The sequence below is a fragment of the Streptomyces sp. NPDC016845 genome (assembly GCF_044332585.1).
GTDB lineage: Bacteria > Actinomycetota > Actinomycetes > Streptomycetales > Streptomycetaceae > Streptomyces.
The window spans coordinates 425263-446037 of the sequence record NZ_JBIRPI010000003.1; the positions used below are offsets into that span (position 1 = coordinate 425263).

Genomic DNA, 20775 nt, shown 5'->3' on the forward strand with positions numbered 1-20775 from the left:
GGGAGCCGGCCCTTCTCGCACTACACCGCCAGCGTCGGCGCCTTCCGCCTCGCCGGTGTCCAGCAACGCGTGATGTCGCGGACCGAGACGATACCGACGGGCTCACCGCCGTCGAGCACGATGAGGTGGCGGAAGCCGCCGTGCGTCATCGCGTCCGCCGCCTGCTCCAGGGTCCACCCCGGGGTGGCGAAGACGACGTCGGTGGTGGTGTGGGTGCCGGCCGTCTCACGGTCCGGGTCCTGGTTGGTGGCCAGCGAGTTGAGGATGTCGCGCTCGGTCAGGATGCCGATGCCGGAGCCGTCGGGGTCGAGGACGACGGCCGCGCCGACGCGGCGCGCCGACATCAGCCGGGCCGCCTGGCGCAGGGTGTGGTTGGGACCGATGGTGAGGACCATCGTGCTCATGGCGTCGCGGACGAGCATGGATGGAGCCACCTTCCTTGGAGGCACCTGTGGACCCGCACCGCCCCGGTCACGGCCGGGTACGAGAAACGATTCACAAGTTCACAAGTGGGGGGACTCTCAGAGTTACAGGTAAAGGGAGTGCCAACAAGAGGGCGCGCGAGGCGAGTTGAGGGGCGCGCTCAGCGCCCGGTCAGATAGCTCAGCATCTCGTCGTGCAGCAGCCCGTTCGACGCCGCCGCGTTGCCGCTGTGCGGTCCCGGACGCCCGTCCAGGCCGGTGAACGTGCCGCCCGCCTCGGTCACCACGATCGCGGGCGCCGCCATGTCCCACAGCGACAGCTCCGGCTCCGCGCACAGGTCGACCGAGCCCTCGGCCACCATCATGTAGGGCCAGAAGTCGCCGTACCCGCGCGTGCGCCACACCGTCCGGGTCAGGTCCAGGAACCCGGGCAGGCGGCCCTGCTCCTCCCAGCCCGTCAGCGAGGAGTACGCGAAGGAGGCGTCGGCCATCCGGCCCACCTTGGACACGTGCAGCCGGGTCGCGGAGGTCAGGCTGCGGCCGGTGTACGCGCCCGCGCCCTTCGCCGCCCACCAGCGCCGGCCGAGCGCGGGCGCGGAGACCACGCCGACGACCGGCTGGTAGCCGCCCTCGCCCGCCTCCATCAGCGAGATGAGCGTCGCCCATACGGGGACGCCGCGCACGTAGTTCTTGGTGCCGTCGATCGGGTCGATGACCCAGCGGCGCGGCCCGGTGCCCTCGACGCCGTACTCCTCGCCGAGGATCGCGTCCCGCGGCCTGCCGCGCTTGAGGTGACCCCGGATCAGCTCCTCGGCGGACTTGTCGGCCTCGCTGACCGGCGTCATGTCCGGCTTGGTCTCCACCTTCAGGTCGAGGGCCTTGAACCGGTCCATCGTCGCGGCGTCGGCGGCGTCCGCGAGGACGTGGGCGAGACGCAGATCATCGTGGTAGTCGGGCATGACTGCACAGTATCGATCGAGGTCGCCCGAGAGCCACACGGCCTCCGCCCGCGTGGGGCGCGGCAGGGGCGTGTACGAGGGCGCGTACGGGTCCGCGTGCACGCTATTGACAGGGCGGTCGGACCCGTCAACTCTGGCGGAACAAGCCGTTCTGACGACGGCGGCCCGGGGAGGCGACGATGCCTGCAGCACGGGAATCCCTGTTGGACGCGGCGTACACGGCCCTCGCGCGCCGCCCGTGGTCCGGGGTGCGCATGGTGGACGTGGCGGCGGTCGCCGGGGTCTCCCGGCAGACCCTCTACAACGAGTTCGGCAGCAAGGAGGGGCTCGCCCGCGCCCTCGTGCGGCGCGAGGCCGACGCCTATCTCGCGGGCGTCGACCGGGCCCTGAAGGAGGGCGGCCTCGACACGGTCGCCGAGTGGACGGTGGCGAGCGCCCGGCGCAATCCGCTGGTGCGCGCCGCGCTCACCGGCTGCTGGAGCGAGCGGCTGCCCTCGCCGACCCTGTCCGCGGTGCCGTCCTCGTCGGCCGTGCCCGCGCAGCGCCGCGCGGACGGGCCGCTGCCCGCCCCCGCAGATCTCCTCGGCCTCGTACGGGACCGGACGCTCGCCGCGCTGGGCTCGGCGGGCGCCGCCAAGGCGGAGGGGGAGGCGCTCGCGCGCGACTGCGAACTGGCGGTGCGGCTCGCCCTGTCGTGCGTCATGGTGCCGCCGGGGGAGGGCGGGGTCACGCGGCTTGTGCGGGAGACGATCCGTCAGGGGCGCGCGCACGCCTGACGGCCCGTGAGGATCACTGCGCCGAGCCCGACAGCTGCAGGCCGATCACGCCCGCGATCACCAGGCTGATCGAGACGATCTTGAGCGTGGAGACCACGTCGCCCAGGAAGATCATTCCGTAGATCGCGGTGCCCGCCGCGCCGATACCCGTCCACACCGCGTACGCCGGACCCACGTCGAGCTTCTTCAGGGACAGCGTGAGCAGGCCGAAGCTGCCGAGCGCGAAGGATGCGAAGGCGATCGTCGGCCACAGCCGGGTGAAGCCGTGCGAGAGCTTCAGACAGACGGCGAACCCCGTCTCCAGAAAGCCCGCGACGATGACCAGCAGCCACGCCATGTGATGTGCCTCCCGTGCTCCGCTGATCCCGATGATCCCGACTGAAATACGTACGGTTTCGATCTTGCGTCCGGCTTGGTGTGATTATGCCTTCACCAAGGCTTGGGGGCAGCAAACAAGACAGAGGTCAGTCGCCCTCGCGCCGCTCGCGGGTGGCCAGCAGACGGCGCAGCGAGTACAGGCGCGCCGGATCCGCGTGGCCCTCCGCCACCCAGGCGTCCAGGGCGCAGTCCGGCTCGTCGTGGCTGCACGCGCGCGGGCAGTTCTCCGTGCCCGGCTCCAGGTCGGGGAAGGCGTGGATGACCCGCGACGGGTCCACGTGGTGCAGGCCGAACGAGCGTACGCCCGGGGTGTCGACCACCCAGCCGGCCTCGCCCGGCAGCGGCAGGGCCCGCGCCGACGTGGTGGTGTGCCGGCCGCGCCCGGTGACCGCGTTGACATGGCCCGTCGTACGCCGCTGGTCCTGCGCCACCAGGGCGTTCACCAGCGTCGTCTTGCCGACGCCCGAGTGGCCGACGAACGCGGTGATCTTGCCGTCGAGCTGCTCGCGCACCCGCGCCACCGCCGAGCCGTTCTCCAGCTCCTCGCGGCTGGTCACCACGTAGGGGATGTCGAGGTCCCCGTACAGCTCCAGGAGCTTGTCCGGCGACGCAAGGTCCGACTTGGTCAGCACGAGGAGCGGGGTGAGGCCGCCGTCGAACGCCGCGACCAGGCAGCGGTCGATCATGCGCGGGCGCGGCTCGGGGTCGGCCAGGGCCGTGACGACGGCGAGCTGGTCGGCGTTGGCGACGACCACCCGCTCGTACGGGTCGTCGTCGTCCGCCGTACGGCGCAGGACCGACGAGCGGGGCTCGATCCGGACGATGCGGGCGAGTGTGTCCTTCTTGCCGGACAGGTCGCCGACGACGGCCACCTGGTCGCCGACGACCGCCGCCTTGCGGCCCAGTTCGCGGGCTTTCATCGCGTGGACCGGACGGTCGTCGATGAGGACGGTGAGGCGGCCCCGGTCGACGGTGAGGATCATGCCCTCCGCCGCGTCCTCGTGCTTCGGCCTGATGTTCGTCCGCGGCCTGTTCCCCTTGCGGTTGGGGCGCTGGCGGATGTCGTCCTCGTCGGTGTTCTTGCCGTAGCGGCGCATCGTTCCGCGTTCCCTACGGCCGGTCCGCCTCGGACGTCCCGGATGTCCCGGGCACCCCGAGCATTCCGGTCCACATGGCGGGGAAGTCCGGCAGCGTCTTCGCCGTCGTCGCCACGTTCTCGATCTGTACGCCGTCCACCGCCAGGCCGATGATCGTGCCCGCCGTCGCCATGCGGTGGTCGTCGTACGTGTGGAAGATCCCGCCGTGCAGGCGGCGCGGGCGGATGTGCAGGCCGTCGGCCGTCTCGGTGACGTCACCGCCCAACTCGTTGATCTCCTTGGTGAGCGCGGCCAGGCGGTCCGTCTCGTGCAGGCGCAGGTGCGCCACGCCGCTGAGCGTGGACGGGCTGTCGGCCAGGGCCGCGACCGCCGCGATACCCGGGGTCAGCTCGCCGACCTCGCCGAGGTTCACGTCGATGCCGTGGACCGAGCCCGAGCCCGTGAAGACCAGACCTCGTTCGGTCAGTTCGCAGGAACCGCCCATCCGCGTGAAGATCTCGCGCAGCGCGTCGCCGGGCTGCGTGGTCTGTGCCGGCCAGTCCGGGATCGTCACCCGGCCACCCGTGACCAGGGCCGCCGCCAGGAACGGCTGCGCGTTCGACAGGTCCGGCTCGATGACGATGTCCCGGCCGAGCAGCGCGCCCGGCGTGACCCGCCAGACATTCGGCTCGCCGCCCGACTCCGGGGTGTCGACCTGCGCGCCGACCGCCCGCAGCATGTCGACCGTCATCCGGATGTGTGGCATCGAGGGGAGCGTGGAGCCGGTGTGGCGGACCTCCACACCCTGGTTGAAGCGCGGCGCCGACAGCAGCAGCGCGGACACGAACTGGGACGACGACGACGCGTCGATCTCCACCGGGCCGCCGTCGAGCGCCCCGCCGCCGTGCACCGTCAGGGGGAGCGCGCCGCGGTTGTCGTCGTCGATGCGGGCGCCGAGCGTGCGCAGCGCGTCGATCACGCCGTGCAGCGGACGCTCGTACGAACGGGCATCGCCGTCGAACCGGATCGGGCCGTCGGCGAGCGCCGCGACCGGCGGCAGGAAGCGCATGACCGTGCCCGCGTTGCCCACGTCGACCGTGGCCGGGCCGTGCAGGCCCGACGGGATGACGCGCCACGCCTCGCCCGAACCGTCCGGACCCACGCCCTCCTCGATGCCGACGCCCATCTCGCGCAGGGCGCCCGCCATCAGCAGGGTGTCGCGCGAGCGCAGCGGGCGGCGCAGCCAGCCCGGCTCGGCGGCGAGCGCGGCCAGGACGAGGGCACGGTTGGTGACGGATTTCGACCCCGGCACCGCGACGGTCGCGTCGACGGCTCCGCTCGCGACGGGGGCGGGCCAGAGGGCGGTGGGCGCGGGGTGCGTGGTCATGCCCCCACTTTAGTGGGCCCGGACCGGGTCACCTGTTCAGAGGTTGAGCAGCCAGCGGCCTCCGCCGAGCAGTGAGCACAGTGCTACGGCGTGGAAGAAAAAGAGCCACATTCCCGCGGGGACGTGCGTGAGGCGGGAGAGCTGATCCGCGTCCGAGTCGCCCGCGCCGCCCCTGCGGCGCTTGCTCTGCAGTTCGAACGCGGGGCGGACGCCGCCCAGGAGCAGGAACCAGGCCGCCGCGTAGGCGAACGCCGCCTGCATCTGGGGGCCGGTCAGCCATGAGATCAGGAGGAAGGCGCCGCCGGTCAGCACGACCGTCAGTGCGCCGTACGCGTTTCTGATCATCAGCAGCATCGCGAGGAGCAGCGCTGTCGCCAGCCACAGGAGGAGGGTGATGCGGCCCGTCGCCAGGAGGGCCGCGCCGCCCAGGCCCAGGAGGGGCGGGGCCGTGTAGCCGGCCGCCGCCGTCAGGATCATGCCCAGGCCGGTCGGCTTGCCTCGGCTCACCGTCAGGCCGCTGGTGTCCGAGTGCAGGCGGATACCGTCCAGCCTGCGGCCCATCAGAAGGGCGATGAGGCCGTGGCCGCCCTCGTGGGCGATGGTGATGGCGTTGCGGGAGAGGCGCCAGACGGCGTGCGGGGTCACCGCGGCCAGCGCGATGACGCCGGTGGCTATGACCACCCACTGGTCGGGGTCGGGCTGGGTACCGGTGAGGCGGTTCCAGAGGGTGGTGTCCATCGAGGGTTCGGCTCCCGTTCGGTGACTTCTGGCGGCTGCGCGCAGTGCTCTGGCACTGTGGCACGTATGTGCGGACGGTATGCGTCGAGTCGTGGGCCCGAGGATCTCGCAGCAATCTTCGAGATCGAGAAGTGGGAGCCGGAGGAGGGCTATGAGCCCGACTACAACGTGGCGCCCACCAAGGAGGTCTACGCCGTTCTCGACCGCCCCGTGAAAGACGCCGACGATCCGCGTCCGGTTCGCCAGCTGCGCAAACTGAGGTGGGGTCTTGTGCCGTCCTGGGCCAGGACGCCCGAGGGTGCCGCCCGGATGATCAACGCGCGGGCCGAGACGGTGCACGAGAAGCCGTCGTACCGGCGGGCCTTCGCTGCTCGGCGCTGCATTCTTCCCGCCGACGGGTATTACGAGTGGGTCACCGGGGAGCAGGAGCGGGAGCTCGAGGTCGAGGGGAAGCGGAAGCGGCCTCGCAAGCAGCCGTACTTCGTGACGCCCGCCGATGGGGGTGTCTTCGCCATGGCCGGGCTGTACGAGTTCTGGCGGGACCGGACGCTGCCGGATGAGCATCCGCTGGCGTGGCGGGTCACGTGCTCGGTGATCACCACCGAGGCGGAGGTCGCTCCGCTCGGGGTCGCTCCGGAGGGCGGGCCGCGGTCGCTGGCCGACATTCATCCGCGTATGCCGTTGATGCTCACGCCTGACCGGTGGGGCGCGTGGCTGGATCCCGGGGCGAGTGATGTGGAGGGCGTGCGGGCGCTGCTCGCTCCGCCGCCGGAAGGGCTCATGCGGGCCTACCCGGTGTCCACCGCTGTCAGCAATGTGCGTAACAACGGGGCCGAGCTGGTGAAGGAGATCGACAGGCCCGAGGAAGTCACTCTGTTCTGACGCCCCGTGTTCACGTGGGGCGGGGCCGTGCCGGTGTACCTCCTCGGCCGGATGGGGCTTCCCGGCCCGCTGCGCGCCATAGGCGCGGCGTCCGGTGCCGGGTTCCAGGAGAGTCCTGCGGGGGCACACCGACACGTCCCCTCCCGTTGTCGTGCGTGTGCGGGAGGGTGGGGCTTCTGAGTCACCATGAAGGCGTGAATCGTACGGAGACCGTTTCCACTGGTGTGGGTGATGCTCGTGTCACTTGGCACGAGGCGGAGGACCCCGAGTTCGTGCTGGCCGTCGGTCATGGGGCCGGAGGTGGCATCGAGGCGCGGGACTTGCAGGCACTGGCGCGGGTGCTGCCAGGGCACGGTGTCAGCGTCGCTCTGGTCGAGCAGCCCTGGCGGGTCGCCGGGAAGAAAGTCGCTCCCGCTCCCAAGACGCTTGATGCGGGGTGGCGTGACCTCTGGCCCGCGCTCGCCAAGGACGGACTTGCGGTGATCGCCGGGGGCAGGAGCGCCGGGGCCCGGGTCGCCTGCCGGACCGCGGGTGAGCTGGGGGCCGTCGCTGTGCTCGCGTTGAGTTTTCCGTTGCATCCGCCCGGCAGGCCCGAGAAGTCCCGGGCCGACGAGCTGCTGGGGGCCGGGGTGCCCACGCTGGTCGTCCAGGGGGGTAATGATCCGTTCGGCAGGCCCGGGGAGTTCCCGGCGGCGGGCGGGTTCCGGCTGGTCGAAGTTCCCTGCGCCGATCATGGGTTCGCCGTTCCCAAGCGGGCGCCGGTCGGGGAGACGGAGACCTTGTCCGTCATCACCGGTGGTGTCGTCGCGTGGGTTCCGTCACTTCTGTAGCGCGGGAATGTCCCGTGCGGGGCGCGTGTTGTCGGGAACGTCGGTGACACTGCGTACGAGAGGAAGTCCGCCGCATGGGTTCGACCATCTGCCCGGGCCGCGCCACCACTCCTGAGCTGGAGTGGAGCGTGCTGAGTGCGGCGAAGACCGCTCCTATTCGGGCGGCGGGCGGACCGGATCGTCGTCTATCCTCCGATTCGGGTGGGACCTTCCCGGGTCTCGCCAAGTCTTCGGAGGAGGTGGGTCCGGTCACAGGGACCGACGCAGGGACCGAGCACGGCCAGGCGGACGAGCGCCCGGAGCCCGCGGAGAGCGCCGCCGAGCGCAGCGCTCGCTTCGAGCGGGACGCTCTGGAGTTCCTCGACCAGATGTACTCGGCCGCGCTGCGCATGACGCGCAATCCGGCGGACGCCGAGGACCTGGTGCAGGAGACGTACGCCAAGGCGTACGCGTCCTTCCACCAGTTCCGCGAGGGGACCAACCTCAAGGCCTGGCTGTACCGGATCCTGACGAACACCTTCATCAACTCGTACCGCAAGAAGCAGCGCGAGCCCCAGCGCAGCGCCGCTGAGGAGATCGAGGACTGGCAGCTGGCGCGTGCCGAGTCGCACATGTCCACCGGTCTGCGCTCGGCCGAGTCGCAGGCGCTCGATCACCTGCCCGACTCCGATGTGAAGCGGGCCCTGCAGGCGATCCCCGAGGAATTCCGCATCGCGGTCTATCTCGCCGACGTAGAGGGCTTTGCGTACAAGGAGATCGCGGACATCATGGGAACACCCATCGGTACGGTGATGTCTCGGCTGCACAGGGGGCGTCGCCAGCTGCGCGGCATGCTCGAGGACTACGCCCGTGACCGCGGGCTCGTCCCGGCCGGCGCCGGAGAGTCGAACGAAGCGAAAGGCTCGGGCTCATGAGCTGCGGAGAGCCGCACGAGACGGACTGCAGTGAGGTCCTCGACCATCTCTATGAGTTTCTTGACCGAGAGATGCCGGACTCCGACTGCACCAAGTTCGAGGTGCACTTCGAGGAGTGCTCCCCCTGCCTGGAGAAGTACGGCTTGGAGCAGGCCGTGAAGAAGCTGGTCAAGCGGTGCTGCGGGCATGACGACGTCCCCGCCGACCTGCGGGCCAAGGTCATGGGGCGCATCGACCTCATCCGGTCCGGGCAGCCCGCTGCGCGGCCCGCTTCCGAAGAGGGCACCTCGCTCGGTTGAGGCGTGCCCCGTGGCGCGTGCCCCATGGCGACCGCTCCCGTGACCGAGCGGCGTGAACTCCCGTGCCCGAGTGGCGTGAACTCCCGTGCTTTGCGCGGGAGTTCGGTTCATGCGTCACTTCATTCACTCGAACGTGCTAATCCCGGCCCCTGAGCCGCTCTGACGGTCCCGCGCGCGTCCTATCCTCCCTGAATCGGTCTTCACACGGGGAGGGGTGGGCATGCGGTCGGTACCGCCGGTGGCCCGTGTGTTCGTGCTGGCGGCCGGTGGTGGGGCTCTCGGGTGCGTCTCGACCGTTCTCCTCCATGACATCCATGGCACCGCTTGGGGCGTTGTCGCGCTGCTCGCGTGCGTCTTCGCGGGCTGTGAGCAGATCGGGCGGTGCCGGGTTCTCGGGCGGCGGGCTCCCAGAGGTATGGGGACCTTCTTTCCCGTGCTCCTCGCAGGAGCGTTTCTGCTGCCTGCGTCGGCTGCCGCCCTCGTCGTCGTGCCCGGGGCCCTCCTCGCCCGCGTCGACCAGCGGCCCGTCGCCCTGCGGCGACTGTGGCGGGGATCGCAGCTCGTGCTCGGCATCTGGGCGGCCGCTCGGGTGTTCGGGGTTCTCGGTGGGCCGGACGCCGTCTCCGGGGGGCGTCTCGCGTACGCGCTCGGGCCCGCCGCCGCCGGTGTTCTCGTTTTCTGCGCAGTACTTACTGTGCTCGACGGCGCCGTCCTCGCCCTTGCCGAGCGCGTCCCCGTGTCGGCCGCCTGGCGTGGGCTCTTTCTGCGGTCCCTCGCGCCCGTCGGCGTGCATGGGCTCGCCGGGCTGCTCATGGCCGTCCTGTGGGCCAGCCCGTACGGGGCCGTGGCCGCGCTGCTCGTGCTGTTGCCCATGTACATCTCCTGCTGGGTGCTGGCCCAGTACCAGCGTGAGAGCGCCGCCCACCAGGCCACCATCCGGGCGCTCGTCCAAGCCGTCGACATCAAGGACGGCTACACGCGCGGGCACAGCGAACGCGTCGGGCAGGCGTCCATGATGATCGCCCGCGAGCTGGGGATGGCCGACGAGCGCGTGGAGATCCTGCGGTTCGCCGGGATCCTGCACGACGTGGGCAAGCTCGGGGTGCCGACCCGGCTGCTGAGGAAGGACGGGCCCCTCACGCCCGAGGAGCGGGAGATCATCCAGCTGCATCCCGAGTACGGGCACGAGATCGTGCGCGGCATCGGGTTCCTGGGGGAGGCGCGCGCCGCGATCCTCCACCACCACGAGCGGCTCGACGGCAGCGGGTACCCGTACGGGCTCGCCGGGGCGCAGATCCCCGAGTTCGCGCGCGTGGTGGCGGTGGCCGACGCCTTCGACGCCATGACCTCCACGCGTACGTACTCGCGGGCGCGGCCCGTCGCGGTCGCGCTGGCGGAGCTGGAACGATGCGCCGGGTCGCAGTTCGATCCGGTGATGGTGCGGGCGCTGGCCGATGTGCTGGGGAGGGAAGGCTGGCACCCCGTGGTCACCGCCGACGAGGGCACGGTCCCCGCCGCCCGCCGCGAGGGCGTGGCCGCGCCGGGGGCGGCCTCCCGGTGAGGGGGACCGGCCCCGCGCGTCCGCCCATGGTGGCCGGCCTCTACGTGGCCGCGGGCCTTGTCACGCTGCTCGCCCTCGGGGCGACCGCCCGGCACGGGCTCGACCGGCCCGGGGTCGCGCTCGCCTTCGGGCTGCTCATCGTCGTTGGGGAACTGGCGCGGTGGGGCGGGGGCGGGGACCGGGAGCCCGCGCCGCTGGGCACCGCCGGGGCGCTCGCGTACGCGCTGCTCGGACAGGCGGGCGGGCAGCCCTCCCAGCACGGGGTGGCGCAGGTCGTCGCCATCACCGTCGCGGGCACGCTGCTCGGCTGCGTTCCGCACGTCGCCAGGGGGCAGGGGCCCTCGCTCGACCACATGGCGCGGCGCGTGCTGAGCGTCGCTTTCGCCGCCGTGTGCTTCCAGCCGCTCTACAACGAAGGGGTCGTCCAGCGGTGGGTCGGCGGCGGGGCGTACTACGCGGTGCTCGTCGCCGGGCTGCTGGCGCTCACCGCGCTGTGCGACGCCGTGCTCGCCGCCGCCATCGCGCACGCGCGCACGCGCTGGCCGTTCGGACCGCTGCTCCGCGACGAACTGCGGGCCATGCTCGGCATCGGCTCCGCCGTCTGCGCGACCGGGGCCGTCATGGCGCTCGCCGTCGCCGTGGCCGGACTGTGGGCGCTGCCCGTCATCAGCCTTCCGCTGCTCCTCACCCAGCTGGCGTTCCGGCGCTACGCCGCCGTGCGGGCCACGTACCGGCAGACCATCGCCTCCCTCGCCCGCGCCACCGAGATCGCCGGGTACACCCCGCACGGGCACGCCCTCCGGGTCGCCGCGCTCAGCCGGTCCGTCGGGCGAGAGCTGGGGCTCTCCGAGCCGGACCTGACCGTTCTGGAGTACGCGGCCCTGATGCACGACATCGGACAGCTCTCGCTCCTCGACCCGGTCGCGCAGGGGGCGACAGCGGCGCTGCCCGGCGCCCAGCAGCGGCGCATCGCCCTGCTCGGCGGCGCCGTCGTACGGCAGACGGGCGTGGACGCCCAGGTCGCCGTGGTGGTGGAGCGGCAGGCCGACCCGTACCGTGAACAGCCGCTGACCGCACGGATTGTGCGGACAGCGAACGCGTACGACGAGATGGCCAGGGAAGAGGGCCCCCAAGGTCCGCTCGCGGCCCTGGAGCGGCTGCGTCTCGGCACGGGCCGGGACTACTCGTCCGAGGTCGTGGAGGCGCTGGCCAGGGTGGTGGCGCACTCCGGTCTGAGTCGGGGGTCGGCTGGGTAACCCATGGGTAATGAGCGAGCGTCCGACCGTACGTGGTTGGATGCGAAGAAGAGGGTGTCCGGGGGCACGGGCCTCGAATATCGGCAGGCGGGAATCGTGAGGATCTTCGGCAAGGGACGACACCGGCCCTCCGCCTCATGGCGGCAGGCCACAGATCGTGCGTTCACGCTGATCGGCGACGGTCGGTACGAGGACGCGGGGGCGCTCCTGACGCGCGCCGCCGATCTGGAGCCCTGGCTGTCCGAGTCCTGGTTCAACCTCGCGCTGCTGCACAAGTTCCGGCACGACTGGGAGCAGGCACGCACGACCGGCCTGCGCGCCGTCGCCCTGCTCGAGCGCGAGAGCGGCGCCCCCGACTGGTGGAACGTGGGCATCGCCGCGACCGCCCTCCAGGACTGGCCGCTGGCCCGGCGGGCCTGGCAGGCGTACGGGCTCAAGGTGCCCGGGGGCGCCGCCGCCGCGGGTGAGCCGACCGGGATGGACCTGGGCAGCGCCGCCGTCCGGCTCTCGCCCGAGGGTGAGGCCGAGGTCGTGTGGGGGCGCAGGCTCGACCCCGCGCGGATCGAGGTGCTCTCCATTCCGCTGCCCTCCTCCGGGCGGCGCTGGGGCGAGGTCGTGCTCCACGACGGCGTGCCGCACGGGGAGCGGACCACCGCGGCCGGGCACTCGTACCCCGTCTTCGACGAGATCGAGCTGTGGGCGCCCTCGCCGGTGCCGACCTGGGTCGTGCTCCTGGAGGCCGCCACCGAGTCCGACCGGGACGCGCTCGAGCGGCTCGCGGCCGACGCCGGGTTCGCGGCGGAGGACTGGTCGTCGTCGGTGCGGCTGCTGTGCCGGATGTGCTCCGAGTCGCGGATGCCGTCCGACGAGGGCGACGGGCAGCATCTCGATCCGCACGACCACAGTGAGCCGGGGCATCCCGGGCCGCTGGGGCATCGGACGGACGGGCAGTTGTGGGTGCCCGAGCGCGAATGCGGGGTGGCTGCGCCGGCTTCACTGGTCCGGGGGTTGCTGGACGGGTGGGTCGCGGACTCGCCCGACTCGCGTGACTGGCGGGACCTCGAAGAGGTCTGTTAGGGCGCGTTGCCGGGTGCCGGTTCGTCGTGGCTGGTCGCGCCGTCCCCGTGCCCCTGGCGGGGCGCTCCTTCCCCGTACCCTGTTGTGAGTACACCCAGTTTCCCAGGAAGGCTTACCTCGGTCATGGCCCAGCAGGACACCGATCAGCAGCGCGCGGGCGTGCTCCCCGTGGACGACGAGGGCTTCGTCATCGACACCGAGGAGTGCGAGGCGCGCGAGGCGGCCTACCGGGAGCGGGGGACGTCGCGGCCGATCACCGTCGTCGGCAACCCCGTCCTGCACAAGGAGTGCAAGGACGTGACCGAGTTCGACGCCGAGCTTGCCGCTCTGGTCGACGACATGTTCGCCAGCCAGCGCACCGCCGAGGGCGTCGGTCTCGCCGCCAACCAGATCGGGGTCGACCGCAAGGTCTTCGTCTACGACTGCCCGGACGACGAGGGTGTGCGCCACACCGGCGTCGTCTGCAACCCGGTCCTGCGTGAGCTGCCCGCGGACCAGCGCCGGCTCGACGACTCCAACGAGGGATGCCTGTCCGTGCCGACGGCGTACGCCGAGCTCGCGCGCCCCGACTACGCGGTGGTGACGGGGCAGGACGAGAAGGGCAACCCCATCACGGTGCGCGGCACCGGATACTTCGCGCGCTGCCTCCAGCACGAGACGGATCACCTGTACGGCTACCTCTACATCGACCGCCTGTCGAAGCGGGAGCGCAAGAACGCTCTGAAGCAGATGGAGGAGGGGACCCCGCGCTACCCTGTGGTCCCCAACAGCTGAGACACAACAGGTCAGTTGAGCGCCGAGCGGCGCCCGGTACGGATGTTTCCGAGCCGGGCGCCGCTCTTGTGTGCACCCGTGCTCACATTCGTACGCCCGGGTGTGCGAACAGGACCGGCCGATCGTGACCCATATTCAGACATGTAAGGGGACGATTCCGGCGACTGGGGGTAGTGAGGGGAGCAAATCCATTCCCAGAACGGTCACTTGTAGTGCTGAATAGAAAGCGCGGGGATACGCAACGGCGCGCGCCCGGCACCGCGGGAGGGGCGCACGCCATCAGGCGGCAGAGAGGGGTTTGTTCGTGCCTGCTTATCCAGAGACAGCGGTCCCACCGGCGCTGGCGCTACCGGTGATCGAGGACGCGTTTCCTCGCAATCTGCACCCCTATTGGCCGAAGCTCCAGGAGACAACACGGGCCTGGCTGCTCGAAAAGCGTCTGATGTCCGCCGACAAGGTGGAGAAATATGCCGACGGTCTGTGCTACACGGACTTGATGGCGGGCTACTACACCGACGCTCCCGATGACGTGCTGGCCGCCATATGCGACTACAGCGCGTGGTTCTTCGTCTGGGACGACCGCCACGACCGCGACGTGATCCACGGCCGGACGGCGAACTGGCGGCGGCTCGCGGTCGAGCTGCACGCGGCCACCGAGGCCCCAGAGCTGCATCTGGACCACATGGACCCCGTGGTCGCGGGGTTCGCCGAGAGCGTCGGCCGGCTCTACGGCTCGCTGGGCCGGACGTGGAACGCCCGGTTCGCCCGCCACTTCCACGTGGTGATCGACGCGTACGACCAGGAGTTCCACAACCGAATGACGGGCACCGTCCCGTCCGTCGACGAATACATCGCGCTGCGCCGCAATACGTTCGCGCACTGGATCTGGCTCGACCTGCTCGAGCTGAGCGCCCAGTACGAACTCCCCGCATGGGTGCGGAAGAATGAGGCGTATCACCGCGCGGCGCTCGCCTGCCAGGATTTCGCAGCCTGGTACAACGATTTGTGCTCATTGCCCAAGGAACTCGCGGGCGAGGAATTGCACAACCTCGGGATAAGCCTCATCAAACACGAGGGGCTTTCTCTTCGGCAGGCGATAGAGGAAGTGCGCCGCAGAGTCGAGGGGACCATCGATGATTTCATCGCCGCGGAGGCGGAGGTGGAGCAGCTCGCGGTCGCCACGGAGAATATCGGCGCCCATGGGAAGGACCTCGCGAAGGCTTTACGGTCGTGCGTGGGCAATATGCGGAACTGGTTCAGCTCCGTGTACTGGTTCCACCACGAATCCGGGCGCTACGCGGTCGACAGCTGGGACGACCGGGCGACCCCGCCCTACGTCACCGACGTCGAACCGACCGAACAGACGGACCAAGTGGGAGAGTGCGCATGACCGTCGAGTCGACCCTGCCGGCGCCCTCGTCGCCCGGCGCGGAGCCGGGGCGCCCCCCACTCGCCCCGGGTGGCGCGCCGCTGCTCGGCCACGCCTGGAACCTGCTGCGCGACCCGCTCGGCTTCCTGACGCGGCTGCGCGACGGCGGCGACGTCGTCCAGCTCAAGCTGGGGCCGAGGACGGCCTACGCGGTGTGCGACCCCGAGCTGGTCGCCACGCTGCTCAAGAGCCCGGACTTCCTGGTCGGAGGCCCGCTCTGGGAGACCATGGGCGTTCTGCTCGGCAAGGGCGTGGCGACCAGCAACGGGCCGCTGCACCGGCGCCAGCGCCGCGCCATCCAGCCCGCGTTCCGGATGGACCGGATCCACGAGTACGCGGCCGTGATGGAGGAGGAGGCGCGGGCGATGGCCGCGCGGTGGAGCGACGGGCAGAGCGTCGACATCACGGCCGAAGTGTTCCGCACGGCGACCCGGATCGTGGCCCGCTCCGTGCTCCACATCGAGTCCGTCGACGCGCGCGCCGACCGGCTGTCCACGGCGCTGCACACCGTGTTCGAGGGCCTGTACCGCAGGATGGTCCTTTCCTTCGGACCGCTGTACCGGCTGCCGACCCCGGCCAACCGGCGATTCGAGAACGCGCTGGCCGATTTGCATCGCCTGGTCGATGAGATCGTGGCCGAACGAAGGGCGTCGGGCAGCAATCCGGGTGACCTTCTCGCGGCTCTGCTCGACGACCGCGACGAGAATGGTGAAACCGTCAACGAGCAAGAGGTGCACGACCAAGTCGTCTCCCTCGTGGTGGCCGGTGCCGAGAATGTCGCGAAGACCCTGACGTGGGTGTTCCAGCTTCTCGCCGAACACCCCGACGCGGAAAAGCGGTTGTACGCGGAGGTTGAATCCGTGACGGGTGGCGGGCCGGTCGCTTTCGGTGACATCAAAGAGCTCGCATATATGCGGAATCTGCTCACCGAGTCGATGCGGATTCGGCCCGCTGTCTGGATTCTGACGCGGCTCGCCGCCGTCGACACGACGCTCGGCGGCTTTTCGCTTCCCGCCGGGGCGGACATCGTGTACAGCCCGCTGGCCATGCAGCGCGACCCCCGCGCGTTCACCGACCACCTGGCCTTCGACCCCGACCGGTGGCTGCCCGAGCGCGCCGCGGACGTCACACCCGCGGCGCACGCCCCCTTCAGCGTCGGCAACCGCAAGTGCCCCGGCGACCACTTCAGCATGGCCGAACTGTCGCTGATCCTGGGCACGGTCGTCTCCCGCTGGCGGCTTGTGCCGACCTCCGAGACGGACGGCTCGGCCCGTATCGGGATCACGCTCCAGCCGAAGCGGGCCGTGCTGCGGGTGGAGGCCCGGAACTAGCCGGCCAGGCGTACCCGAAAGGTTCTCCGGAAGGCGTTGGGTGTCGTGCCCAGCGCCTTCATGAACTGGTGGCGCATCGCCGCCGCGTTGCCGAACCCGGTGCGCGCGGCGATGGCGTCCACCGTCTCGTCCGTCCGCTCCAGCAGCTCCTGCGCGAAGAGGACCCGTTGGCGAAGGAGCCAGCGGTACGGCGTCGTGCCCGTCTCCTGCTGGAAGCGGCGCGCGAAGGTGCGCGGTGACATGAGCGCCCGTGCCGCGAGCTCCTCCACGGTCACCGGCTCGTCCAGGTGCCGCTCCATCCAGGAGAGCACCTCGCCGACGGTGTCGCAGCGCGTCGCCGGCAGCGGCCGCTCCACGTACTGGGCCTGGCCGCCGTCGCGGTGCGGCGGTACGACCATGCGGCGCGCGATCGCGTTGGCCACCTCGGCGCCGTGCTCGGTGCGCACGATGTGCAGGCACGCGTCGATCCCGGCCGCCGTGCCCGCGCTGGTGATCACCGAGCCCTCGTCCACGTACAGGACGTCGGGGTCGACCCGGGTGCGCGGATACCTGACGGCGAGATCATGCGCGTACCGCCAGTGGACCGCGGTCCGGCGGCCGTCCAGCAGTCCGGCCTCGCCGAGCACGAACACCCCCGCGCACAGGCTGAGTACGCGCGCGCCCCGGTCGACCGCCCGGCGCAGCGCTTCGAGCAGCACCGGCGGGTACTGGTCGAAGCGCCGCCCCGCGGAGGGGATGGCGATGAGGTCGGCCTCCTCCAGGCGCTCAAGGCCGTACGGGGTGGAGACCGTCATTCCCGGTACGTGGGTGGTGAGCGAGGGCCCCTCGACGGAGGCGACCGCGAAGTCGTACGCGGGCAGCCCGGAGTCGCTGCGGTCGAGGCCGAACACCTCGCACACCACGCCGAGTTCGAAGGGGTGCACACCGTCGAGCACTACTGCGGCCACGTTCTTCAGCATGTCTGCCAGTGTGCCGCAGAGCTGGCAGTAATTCGAGGGTCAGTGACAGGACTGCCACTGCCGCGCGGGGCCGGGCGGCGGGAGAGTAGAGGACATGAACACAGCGACGAACTACCTCACCGTCCTCTTCGTCTTCCTCCTCCTCGCCGCCCCGTCCCTGTGGGGCGCCGCGCACGACCGCCGGATCGACCGGGAGATCCGGCGGGCCCGGCAGGCACAGGAGAAGGAACTCCTGGCCCGCAACCCCGAGTACGCGAAGGTCGCGTGAGGCCGAACCCGCTCAGAAGCGCCCGGAAGTCCGCCTAGAAGTCCTCGTCGAAGCCGACCGAGCCCTCGACCGCCACCTGGTACGCCGAGGGCCGGCGCTCGAAGAAGTTCGTCAGCTCCTGGACACCCTGCAGCTCCATGAAGGAGAACGGGTTCTCCGAGCCGTAGACCGGCGCGAAGCCGAGCCGCTGAAGGCGCTGGTCGGCCACGCACTCCAGGTACTGCCGCATCGAGTCGGTGTTCATCCCCGGCAGCCCCTCTCCGCACAGGTCACGGCCGAACTGCAGCTCGGCGTCGACCGCCTCCCGCAGCATGTCGGTGACCTGCTCCCGCAGCGCGTCGTCGAAAAGGTCCGGCTCCTCCTTGCGCACCGTGTCGACGACGTCGAAGGCGAAGCTCATGTGCATCGTCTCGTCGCGGAAGACCCAGTTGGTGCCGGTGGCCAGGCCGTGCAGCAGGCCCCGCGAGCGGAACCAGTACACGTAGGCGAAGGCACCGTAGAAGAACAGGCCCTCGATGCACGCCGCGAAGCAGATCAGGTTGAGCAGGAAGCGGCGGCGGTCCGCCTTGGTCTCCAGGCGGTCGATGGACTCGACCGAGTCCATCCACTTGAAGCAGAACTCGGCCTTCTCCCTGATGGACGGGATGTTCTCCACCGCGGCGAACGCGGCCGTCCGGTCCTCGGGATCGGGCAGGTAGGTGTCGAGCAGCGTCAGATAGAACTGGACGTGCACGGCCTCCTCGAACAGCTGGCGCGAGAGATAGAGCCGCGCCTCCGGGGAGTTGATGTGCTTGTAGAGGGTGAGGACGAGGTTGTTCGCGACGATCGAGTCGCCCGTCGCGAAGAACGCGACCAGGCGGCCGATCATGTGCTGCTCGCCCGGCGACAGCTTCGCGAGGTCGGCGACGTCGGAGTGGAGGTCGACCTCCTCGACGGTCCAGGTGTTCTTGATCGCGTCGCGGTAGCGCTCGTAGAAGTCCGGGTAGCGCATGGGGCGCAGGGTCAGTTCGAAGCCCGGGTCGAGCAGGTTCTTCTCGGTGGCGGGAGTGGTCATCACTGGCAGGCCTCGCAGGACTCGGGGTTTTCCAGGGAGCAGGCGACGGCGTCGGGCTCGGCCATCTGGACCGGGACCCGGGCCGCGGCCCGTGCGATGCGCGTCGCGGGGCGCGAGCGCAGGTAGTACGTGGTCTTCAGGCCCGACTTCCAGGCGTACGCGTACATCGAGGAGAGCTTGCCGATGGTCGGCGTCTCCAGGAACAGGTTGAGGGACTGGGCCTGGTCGAGGAACGGGGTGCGGGCCGCCGCCATGTCGATGAGCCCGCGCTGCGGCAGCTCCCACGCCGTGCGGTACAGGGCGCGGACCTCCTCGGGCACCCAGGTGAAGCCCTGCACCGAGCCGTTCGACTCGCGCAGCGCCTCGCGGGTCTGCGCGTCCCAGACGCCGAGCCGCTTGAGCTCGTCGACCAGGTAGGAGTTGACCTGGAGGAACTCGCCGGAGAGCGTCTCGCGTTTGAACAGGTTGGAGACCTGCGGCTCGATGCACTCGTAGACGCCCGCGATGGAGGCGATCGTCGCGGTCGGCGCGATGGCGAGAAGGAGCGAGTTGCGCATGCCGGCGGCGGCGATACGTTCCCGCAGCGCGGTCCACCGCTCCGGCCAGGTCACCTGCGCGTCGGGGTAGTGGTCGGGGTGCAGGACACCGCGCGCGGTGCGGGTCTTCTCCCAGGCGGGCAGCGGGCCATTGCGCTCGGCGAGGTCGGCGGACGCCTCGTACGCGGCGAGCATGATGCGCTCGGCAAGGCGCGTCGAAAGAGCGTTCGCCTGCGGCGAGTCGAAGGGCAGGCGCAGTTTGAAGAAGACGTCCTGGAGGCCCATCGCGCCGAGGCCGACCGGGCGCCAGCGGGCGTTGGAGCGGCCCGCCTGCTCGGTCGGGTAGAAGTTGATGTCGACGACGCGGTCGAGGAAGGTGACGGCGGTGCGGACGGTCTCGTCGAGCCGCTCCCAGTCGATGCCGCCGTCCACCACGAACGCGCCGAGGTTGACGGAGCCCAGGTTGCAGACGGCCGTCTCGCCGTCGTCCGTCACCTCCAGGATCTCCGTGCACAGGTTCGAGGAGTGGACGGTGTGGCCGGGCTCCGCCGTCTGGTTGGCGGTGCGGTTGGCGGCGTCCTTGAAGGTCAGCCAGCCGTTGCCGGTCTGCGCGAGGGTGCGCATCATGCGGCCGTACAGCTCGCGCGCGGGGAGGGTCTTCTGCGCCTTCCCCTCGGCCTCGGCCTTGCGGTACGCGGCGTCGAACTCCGCGCCCCAGAGGTCTACGAGGTCGGGTACGTCGGCGGGGGAGAACAGCGACCACTGCCCGTCGTCGGCGACCCGGCGCATGAACTCGTCGGGGATCCAGTGCGCCAGGTTGAGGTTGTGGGTGCGGCGCGCGTCCTCGCCGGTGTTGTCGCGCAGCTCCAGGAACTCCTCGATGTCGGCGTGCCAGGTCTCCAGGTAGACGGCGGCGGCGCCCTTGCGGCGCCCGCCCTGGTTCACGGCGGCGACCGACGCGTCCAGCGTCTTCAGGAACGGCACGATGCCGTTGGAGTGCCCGTTGGTGCCCCGGATCAGCGAACCCCGGCTGCGGATGCGGGAGTACGAGAGCCCGATGCCGCCCGCGTGCTTGGAGAGGCGGGCCACCTGGTGGTAGCGGTCGTAGATCGAGTCCAGCTCGTCGAGCGGGGAGTCGAGCAGGTAGCAGCTGGACATCTGCGGGTGGCGGGTGCCGGAGTTGAAGAGGGTGGGGGAGGACGGCAGGTAGTCCAGGCGGCTCATCAGGCCGTAGAGGTCGGCGACCTCGCCCAGGGCGCGTACGGAGTCGTCCTCGGCCAGGCCGGCGGCTACGCGCAACATGAAGTACTGCGGCGTCTCGATCACCTGGCGGGTGATCGGGTGGCGCAGCAGGTAGCGGCTGTGCAGGGTGCGCAGACCGAAGTAGCCGAAGCGGTCGTCGGCGTCGGTGTCGATGAGCGCGTCGAGCTTCTCCGCGTGGACACGGGCGAACTCGGCGGTGCGGTCGGCGATCAGGCCCTCGCGGTGCCCCACCGCGATCGACCCGGTGAAGGAGGTGACGCCCTGCGTCGCGGCCTCGGCGGCGATGGTGAGCGTGAGCAGGCGGGCGGCGAGCCGGGAGTAGACCGGGTCCTCGGAGATCAGCCCGGCCGCGCCCTCGGTGGCGAGCTCGCGCAGCTCGGCCTCGTCGGCGCGGGCGCTGCGGCCGCGCAGCGCTGCGGCGGCGACCCGGCCGGGGTCGGCGCCGGGCAGGTCGGCGGTCAGCTCGGTCAGGGTGCGCAGCAGGGCGGTGCCGGGGGCGTCTGCCGGTGCGTCCTGCTGTCCTGTGGCTGAGACCGGTTCGGCGGGCGGCGCGATGGTCACGTGGGGCTCTCCCTCGCTCGGCTCGGGGCCTGCGGGGAGGAGTGG

Annotated in this window: 21 protein-coding genes; 12 read left to right on the top strand and 9 right to left on the bottom strand. The window is 70.8% G+C overall.

Features of this window, described 5'->3' with window-relative positions; genetic code table 11:
* Positions 1-20: 20 nt before the first annotated feature.
* Together ACH4RC_RS12275 and hisN are read right to left on the bottom strand one after the other, a co-directional pair.
* Complete coding sequence (locus ACH4RC_RS12275) at positions 21-422, bottom strand: cyclic nucleotide-binding/CBS domain-containing protein (protein ID WP_398198756.1); 402 nt, start codon at positions 420-422, stop codon at positions 21-23.
* Positions 423-583: 161 nt separating this feature from the next.
* The gene (gene hisN, locus ACH4RC_RS12280) at positions 584-1381 is read right to left on the bottom strand and encodes a histidinol-phosphatase (protein ID WP_398198759.1); all 798 of its coding nucleotides are present in this window, start codon (positions 1379-1381) and stop codon (positions 584-586) included.
* Between the two features lie 179 nt (positions 1382-1560).
* Between hisN and ACH4RC_RS12285 the strand changes: the two genes are divergently transcribed.
* Complete coding sequence (locus ACH4RC_RS12285; protein ID WP_398198762.1) at positions 1561-2157, top strand: TetR/AcrR family transcriptional regulator; 597 nt, start codon at positions 1561-1563, stop codon at positions 2155-2157.
* Positions 2158-2170: 13 nt separating this feature from the next.
* Here the strand turns inward: ACH4RC_RS12285 and ACH4RC_RS12290 are convergent, their stop codons facing one another.
* From ACH4RC_RS12290 to ACH4RC_RS12305, 4 genes are all read right to left on the bottom strand, one after another.
* Complete coding sequence (locus ACH4RC_RS12290; protein WP_398198764.1) at positions 2171-2494, bottom strand: DMT family transporter; 324 nt, start codon at positions 2492-2494, stop codon at positions 2171-2173.
* Between the two features lie 127 nt (positions 2495-2621).
* Complete coding sequence (rsgA, locus tag ACH4RC_RS12295) at positions 2622-3632, bottom strand: ribosome small subunit-dependent GTPase A (RefSeq protein ID WP_398198767.1); 1011 nt, start codon at positions 3630-3632, stop codon at positions 2622-2624.
* A gap of 13 nt (positions 3633-3645) precedes the next feature.
* Complete coding sequence (gene aroA / locus ACH4RC_RS12300) at positions 3646-4998, bottom strand: 3-phosphoshikimate 1-carboxyvinyltransferase (protein WP_398198770.1); 1353 nt, start codon at positions 4996-4998, stop codon at positions 3646-3648.
* 36 nt (positions 4999-5034) lie between these two features.
* Positions 5035-5736, bottom strand: coding sequence for a M50 family metallopeptidase (locus ACH4RC_RS12305; RefSeq protein ID WP_398198772.1), 702 nt, complete (start codon positions 5734-5736; stop codon positions 5035-5037).
* A 66-nt stretch (positions 5737-5802) separates the two neighbouring features.
* On the opposite strand from ACH4RC_RS12305, the gene ACH4RC_RS12310 reads away from it, so the two are divergent.
* The 10 genes from ACH4RC_RS12310 (at position 5803) to ACH4RC_RS12355 (ending at position 16089) form a co-directional block, all read left to right on the top strand.
* Positions 5803-6618, top strand: a complete 816-nt coding sequence (locus ACH4RC_RS12310; RefSeq protein ID WP_398199188.1) for an SOS response-associated peptidase — start codon at positions 5803-5805, stop codon at positions 6616-6618.
* A 194-nt stretch (positions 6619-6812) separates the two neighbouring features.
* Positions 6813-7448: an alpha/beta family hydrolase gene (locus ACH4RC_RS12315; protein ID WP_398198774.1), complete on the top strand. Its 636-nt coding sequence runs from the start codon at positions 6813-6815 to the stop codon at positions 7446-7448.
* Positions 7449-7687: 239 nt separating this feature from the next.
* Positions 7688-8362 (top strand): RNA polymerase sigma factor SigR, encoded by a 675-nt coding sequence (gene sigR, locus ACH4RC_RS12320; RefSeq protein ID WP_398199191.1) that lies wholly within the window; start codon positions 7688-7690, stop codon positions 8360-8362.
* Positions 8359-8661 carry a mycothiol system anti-sigma-R factor gene (gene rsrA, locus ACH4RC_RS12325; RefSeq protein ID WP_398198777.1) on the top strand — a complete coding sequence of 101 codons (303 nt, stop codon included), beginning with the start codon at positions 8359-8361 and terminating at the stop codon, positions 8659-8661. Before sigR ends, rsrA begins: the two co-directional genes overlap by 4 nt.
* A 220-nt stretch (positions 8662-8881) precedes the next feature.
* Positions 8882-10222: an HD-GYP domain-containing protein gene (locus ACH4RC_RS12330; RefSeq protein ID WP_398198780.1), complete on the top strand. Its 1341-nt coding sequence runs from the start codon at positions 8882-8884 to the stop codon at positions 10220-10222.
* 26 nt (positions 10223-10248) lie between these two features.
* Positions 10249-11478, top strand: coding sequence for an HD-GYP domain-containing protein (locus ACH4RC_RS12335; protein ID WP_398198783.1), 1230 nt, complete (start codon positions 10249-10251; stop codon positions 11476-11478).
* Positions 11479-11574: 96 nt separating this feature from the next.
* On the top strand, positions 11575-12555 hold the full coding sequence (locus ACH4RC_RS12340; protein WP_398198784.1) for a tetratricopeptide repeat protein: 981 nt from the start codon (positions 11575-11577) through the stop codon (positions 12553-12555).
* Between the two features lie 123 nt (positions 12556-12678).
* Positions 12679-13329: a peptide deformylase gene (def, locus tag ACH4RC_RS12345; RefSeq protein WP_398198786.1), complete on the top strand. Its 651-nt coding sequence runs from the start codon at positions 12679-12681 to the stop codon at positions 13327-13329.
* A 352-nt stretch (positions 13330-13681) separates the two neighbouring features.
* Positions 13682-14719 (top strand): multidrug MFS transporter, encoded by a 1038-nt coding sequence (locus ACH4RC_RS12350; protein WP_398198788.1) that lies wholly within the window; start codon positions 13682-13684, stop codon positions 14717-14719.
* Entirely contained in the window at positions 14716-16089 is a 1374-nt protein-coding gene (locus ACH4RC_RS12355) for a cytochrome P450 (RefSeq protein ID WP_398198791.1), read from the top strand. Before ACH4RC_RS12350 ends, ACH4RC_RS12355 begins: the two co-directional genes overlap by 4 nt.
* On the opposite strand, the gene ACH4RC_RS12360 is transcribed toward ACH4RC_RS12355, so the two are convergent.
* The gene (locus tag ACH4RC_RS12360; RefSeq protein WP_398198793.1) at positions 16086-17048 is read right to left on the bottom strand and encodes a helix-turn-helix domain-containing protein; all 963 of its coding nucleotides are present in this window, start codon (positions 17046-17048) and stop codon (positions 16086-16088) included. The two genes, ACH4RC_RS12355 and ACH4RC_RS12360, sit on opposite strands and share 4 nt — an antisense overlap.
* A 94-nt stretch (positions 17049-17142) precedes the next feature.
* Between ACH4RC_RS12360 and ACH4RC_RS12365 the strand changes: the two genes are divergently transcribed.
* Complete coding sequence (locus tag ACH4RC_RS12365; RefSeq protein ID WP_398198794.1) at positions 17143-17316, top strand: hypothetical protein; 174 nt, start codon at positions 17143-17145, stop codon at positions 17314-17316.
* Positions 17317-17350: 34 nt separating this feature from the next.
* On the opposite strand, the gene ACH4RC_RS12370 is transcribed toward ACH4RC_RS12365, so the two are convergent.
* Together ACH4RC_RS12370 and ACH4RC_RS12375 are read right to left on the bottom strand one after the other, a co-directional pair.
* On the bottom strand, positions 17351-18370 hold the full coding sequence (locus tag ACH4RC_RS12370) for a ribonucleotide-diphosphate reductase subunit beta (protein WP_398198797.1): 1020 nt from the start codon (positions 18368-18370) through the stop codon (positions 17351-17353).
* The gene (locus tag ACH4RC_RS12375) at positions 18370-20730 is read right to left on the bottom strand and encodes a ribonucleoside-diphosphate reductase subunit alpha (protein ID WP_398198800.1); all 2361 of its coding nucleotides are present in this window, start codon (positions 20728-20730) and stop codon (positions 18370-18372) included. Before ACH4RC_RS12375 ends, ACH4RC_RS12370 begins: the two co-directional genes overlap by 1 nt.
* Positions 20731-20775 lie beyond the last annotated feature (45 nt).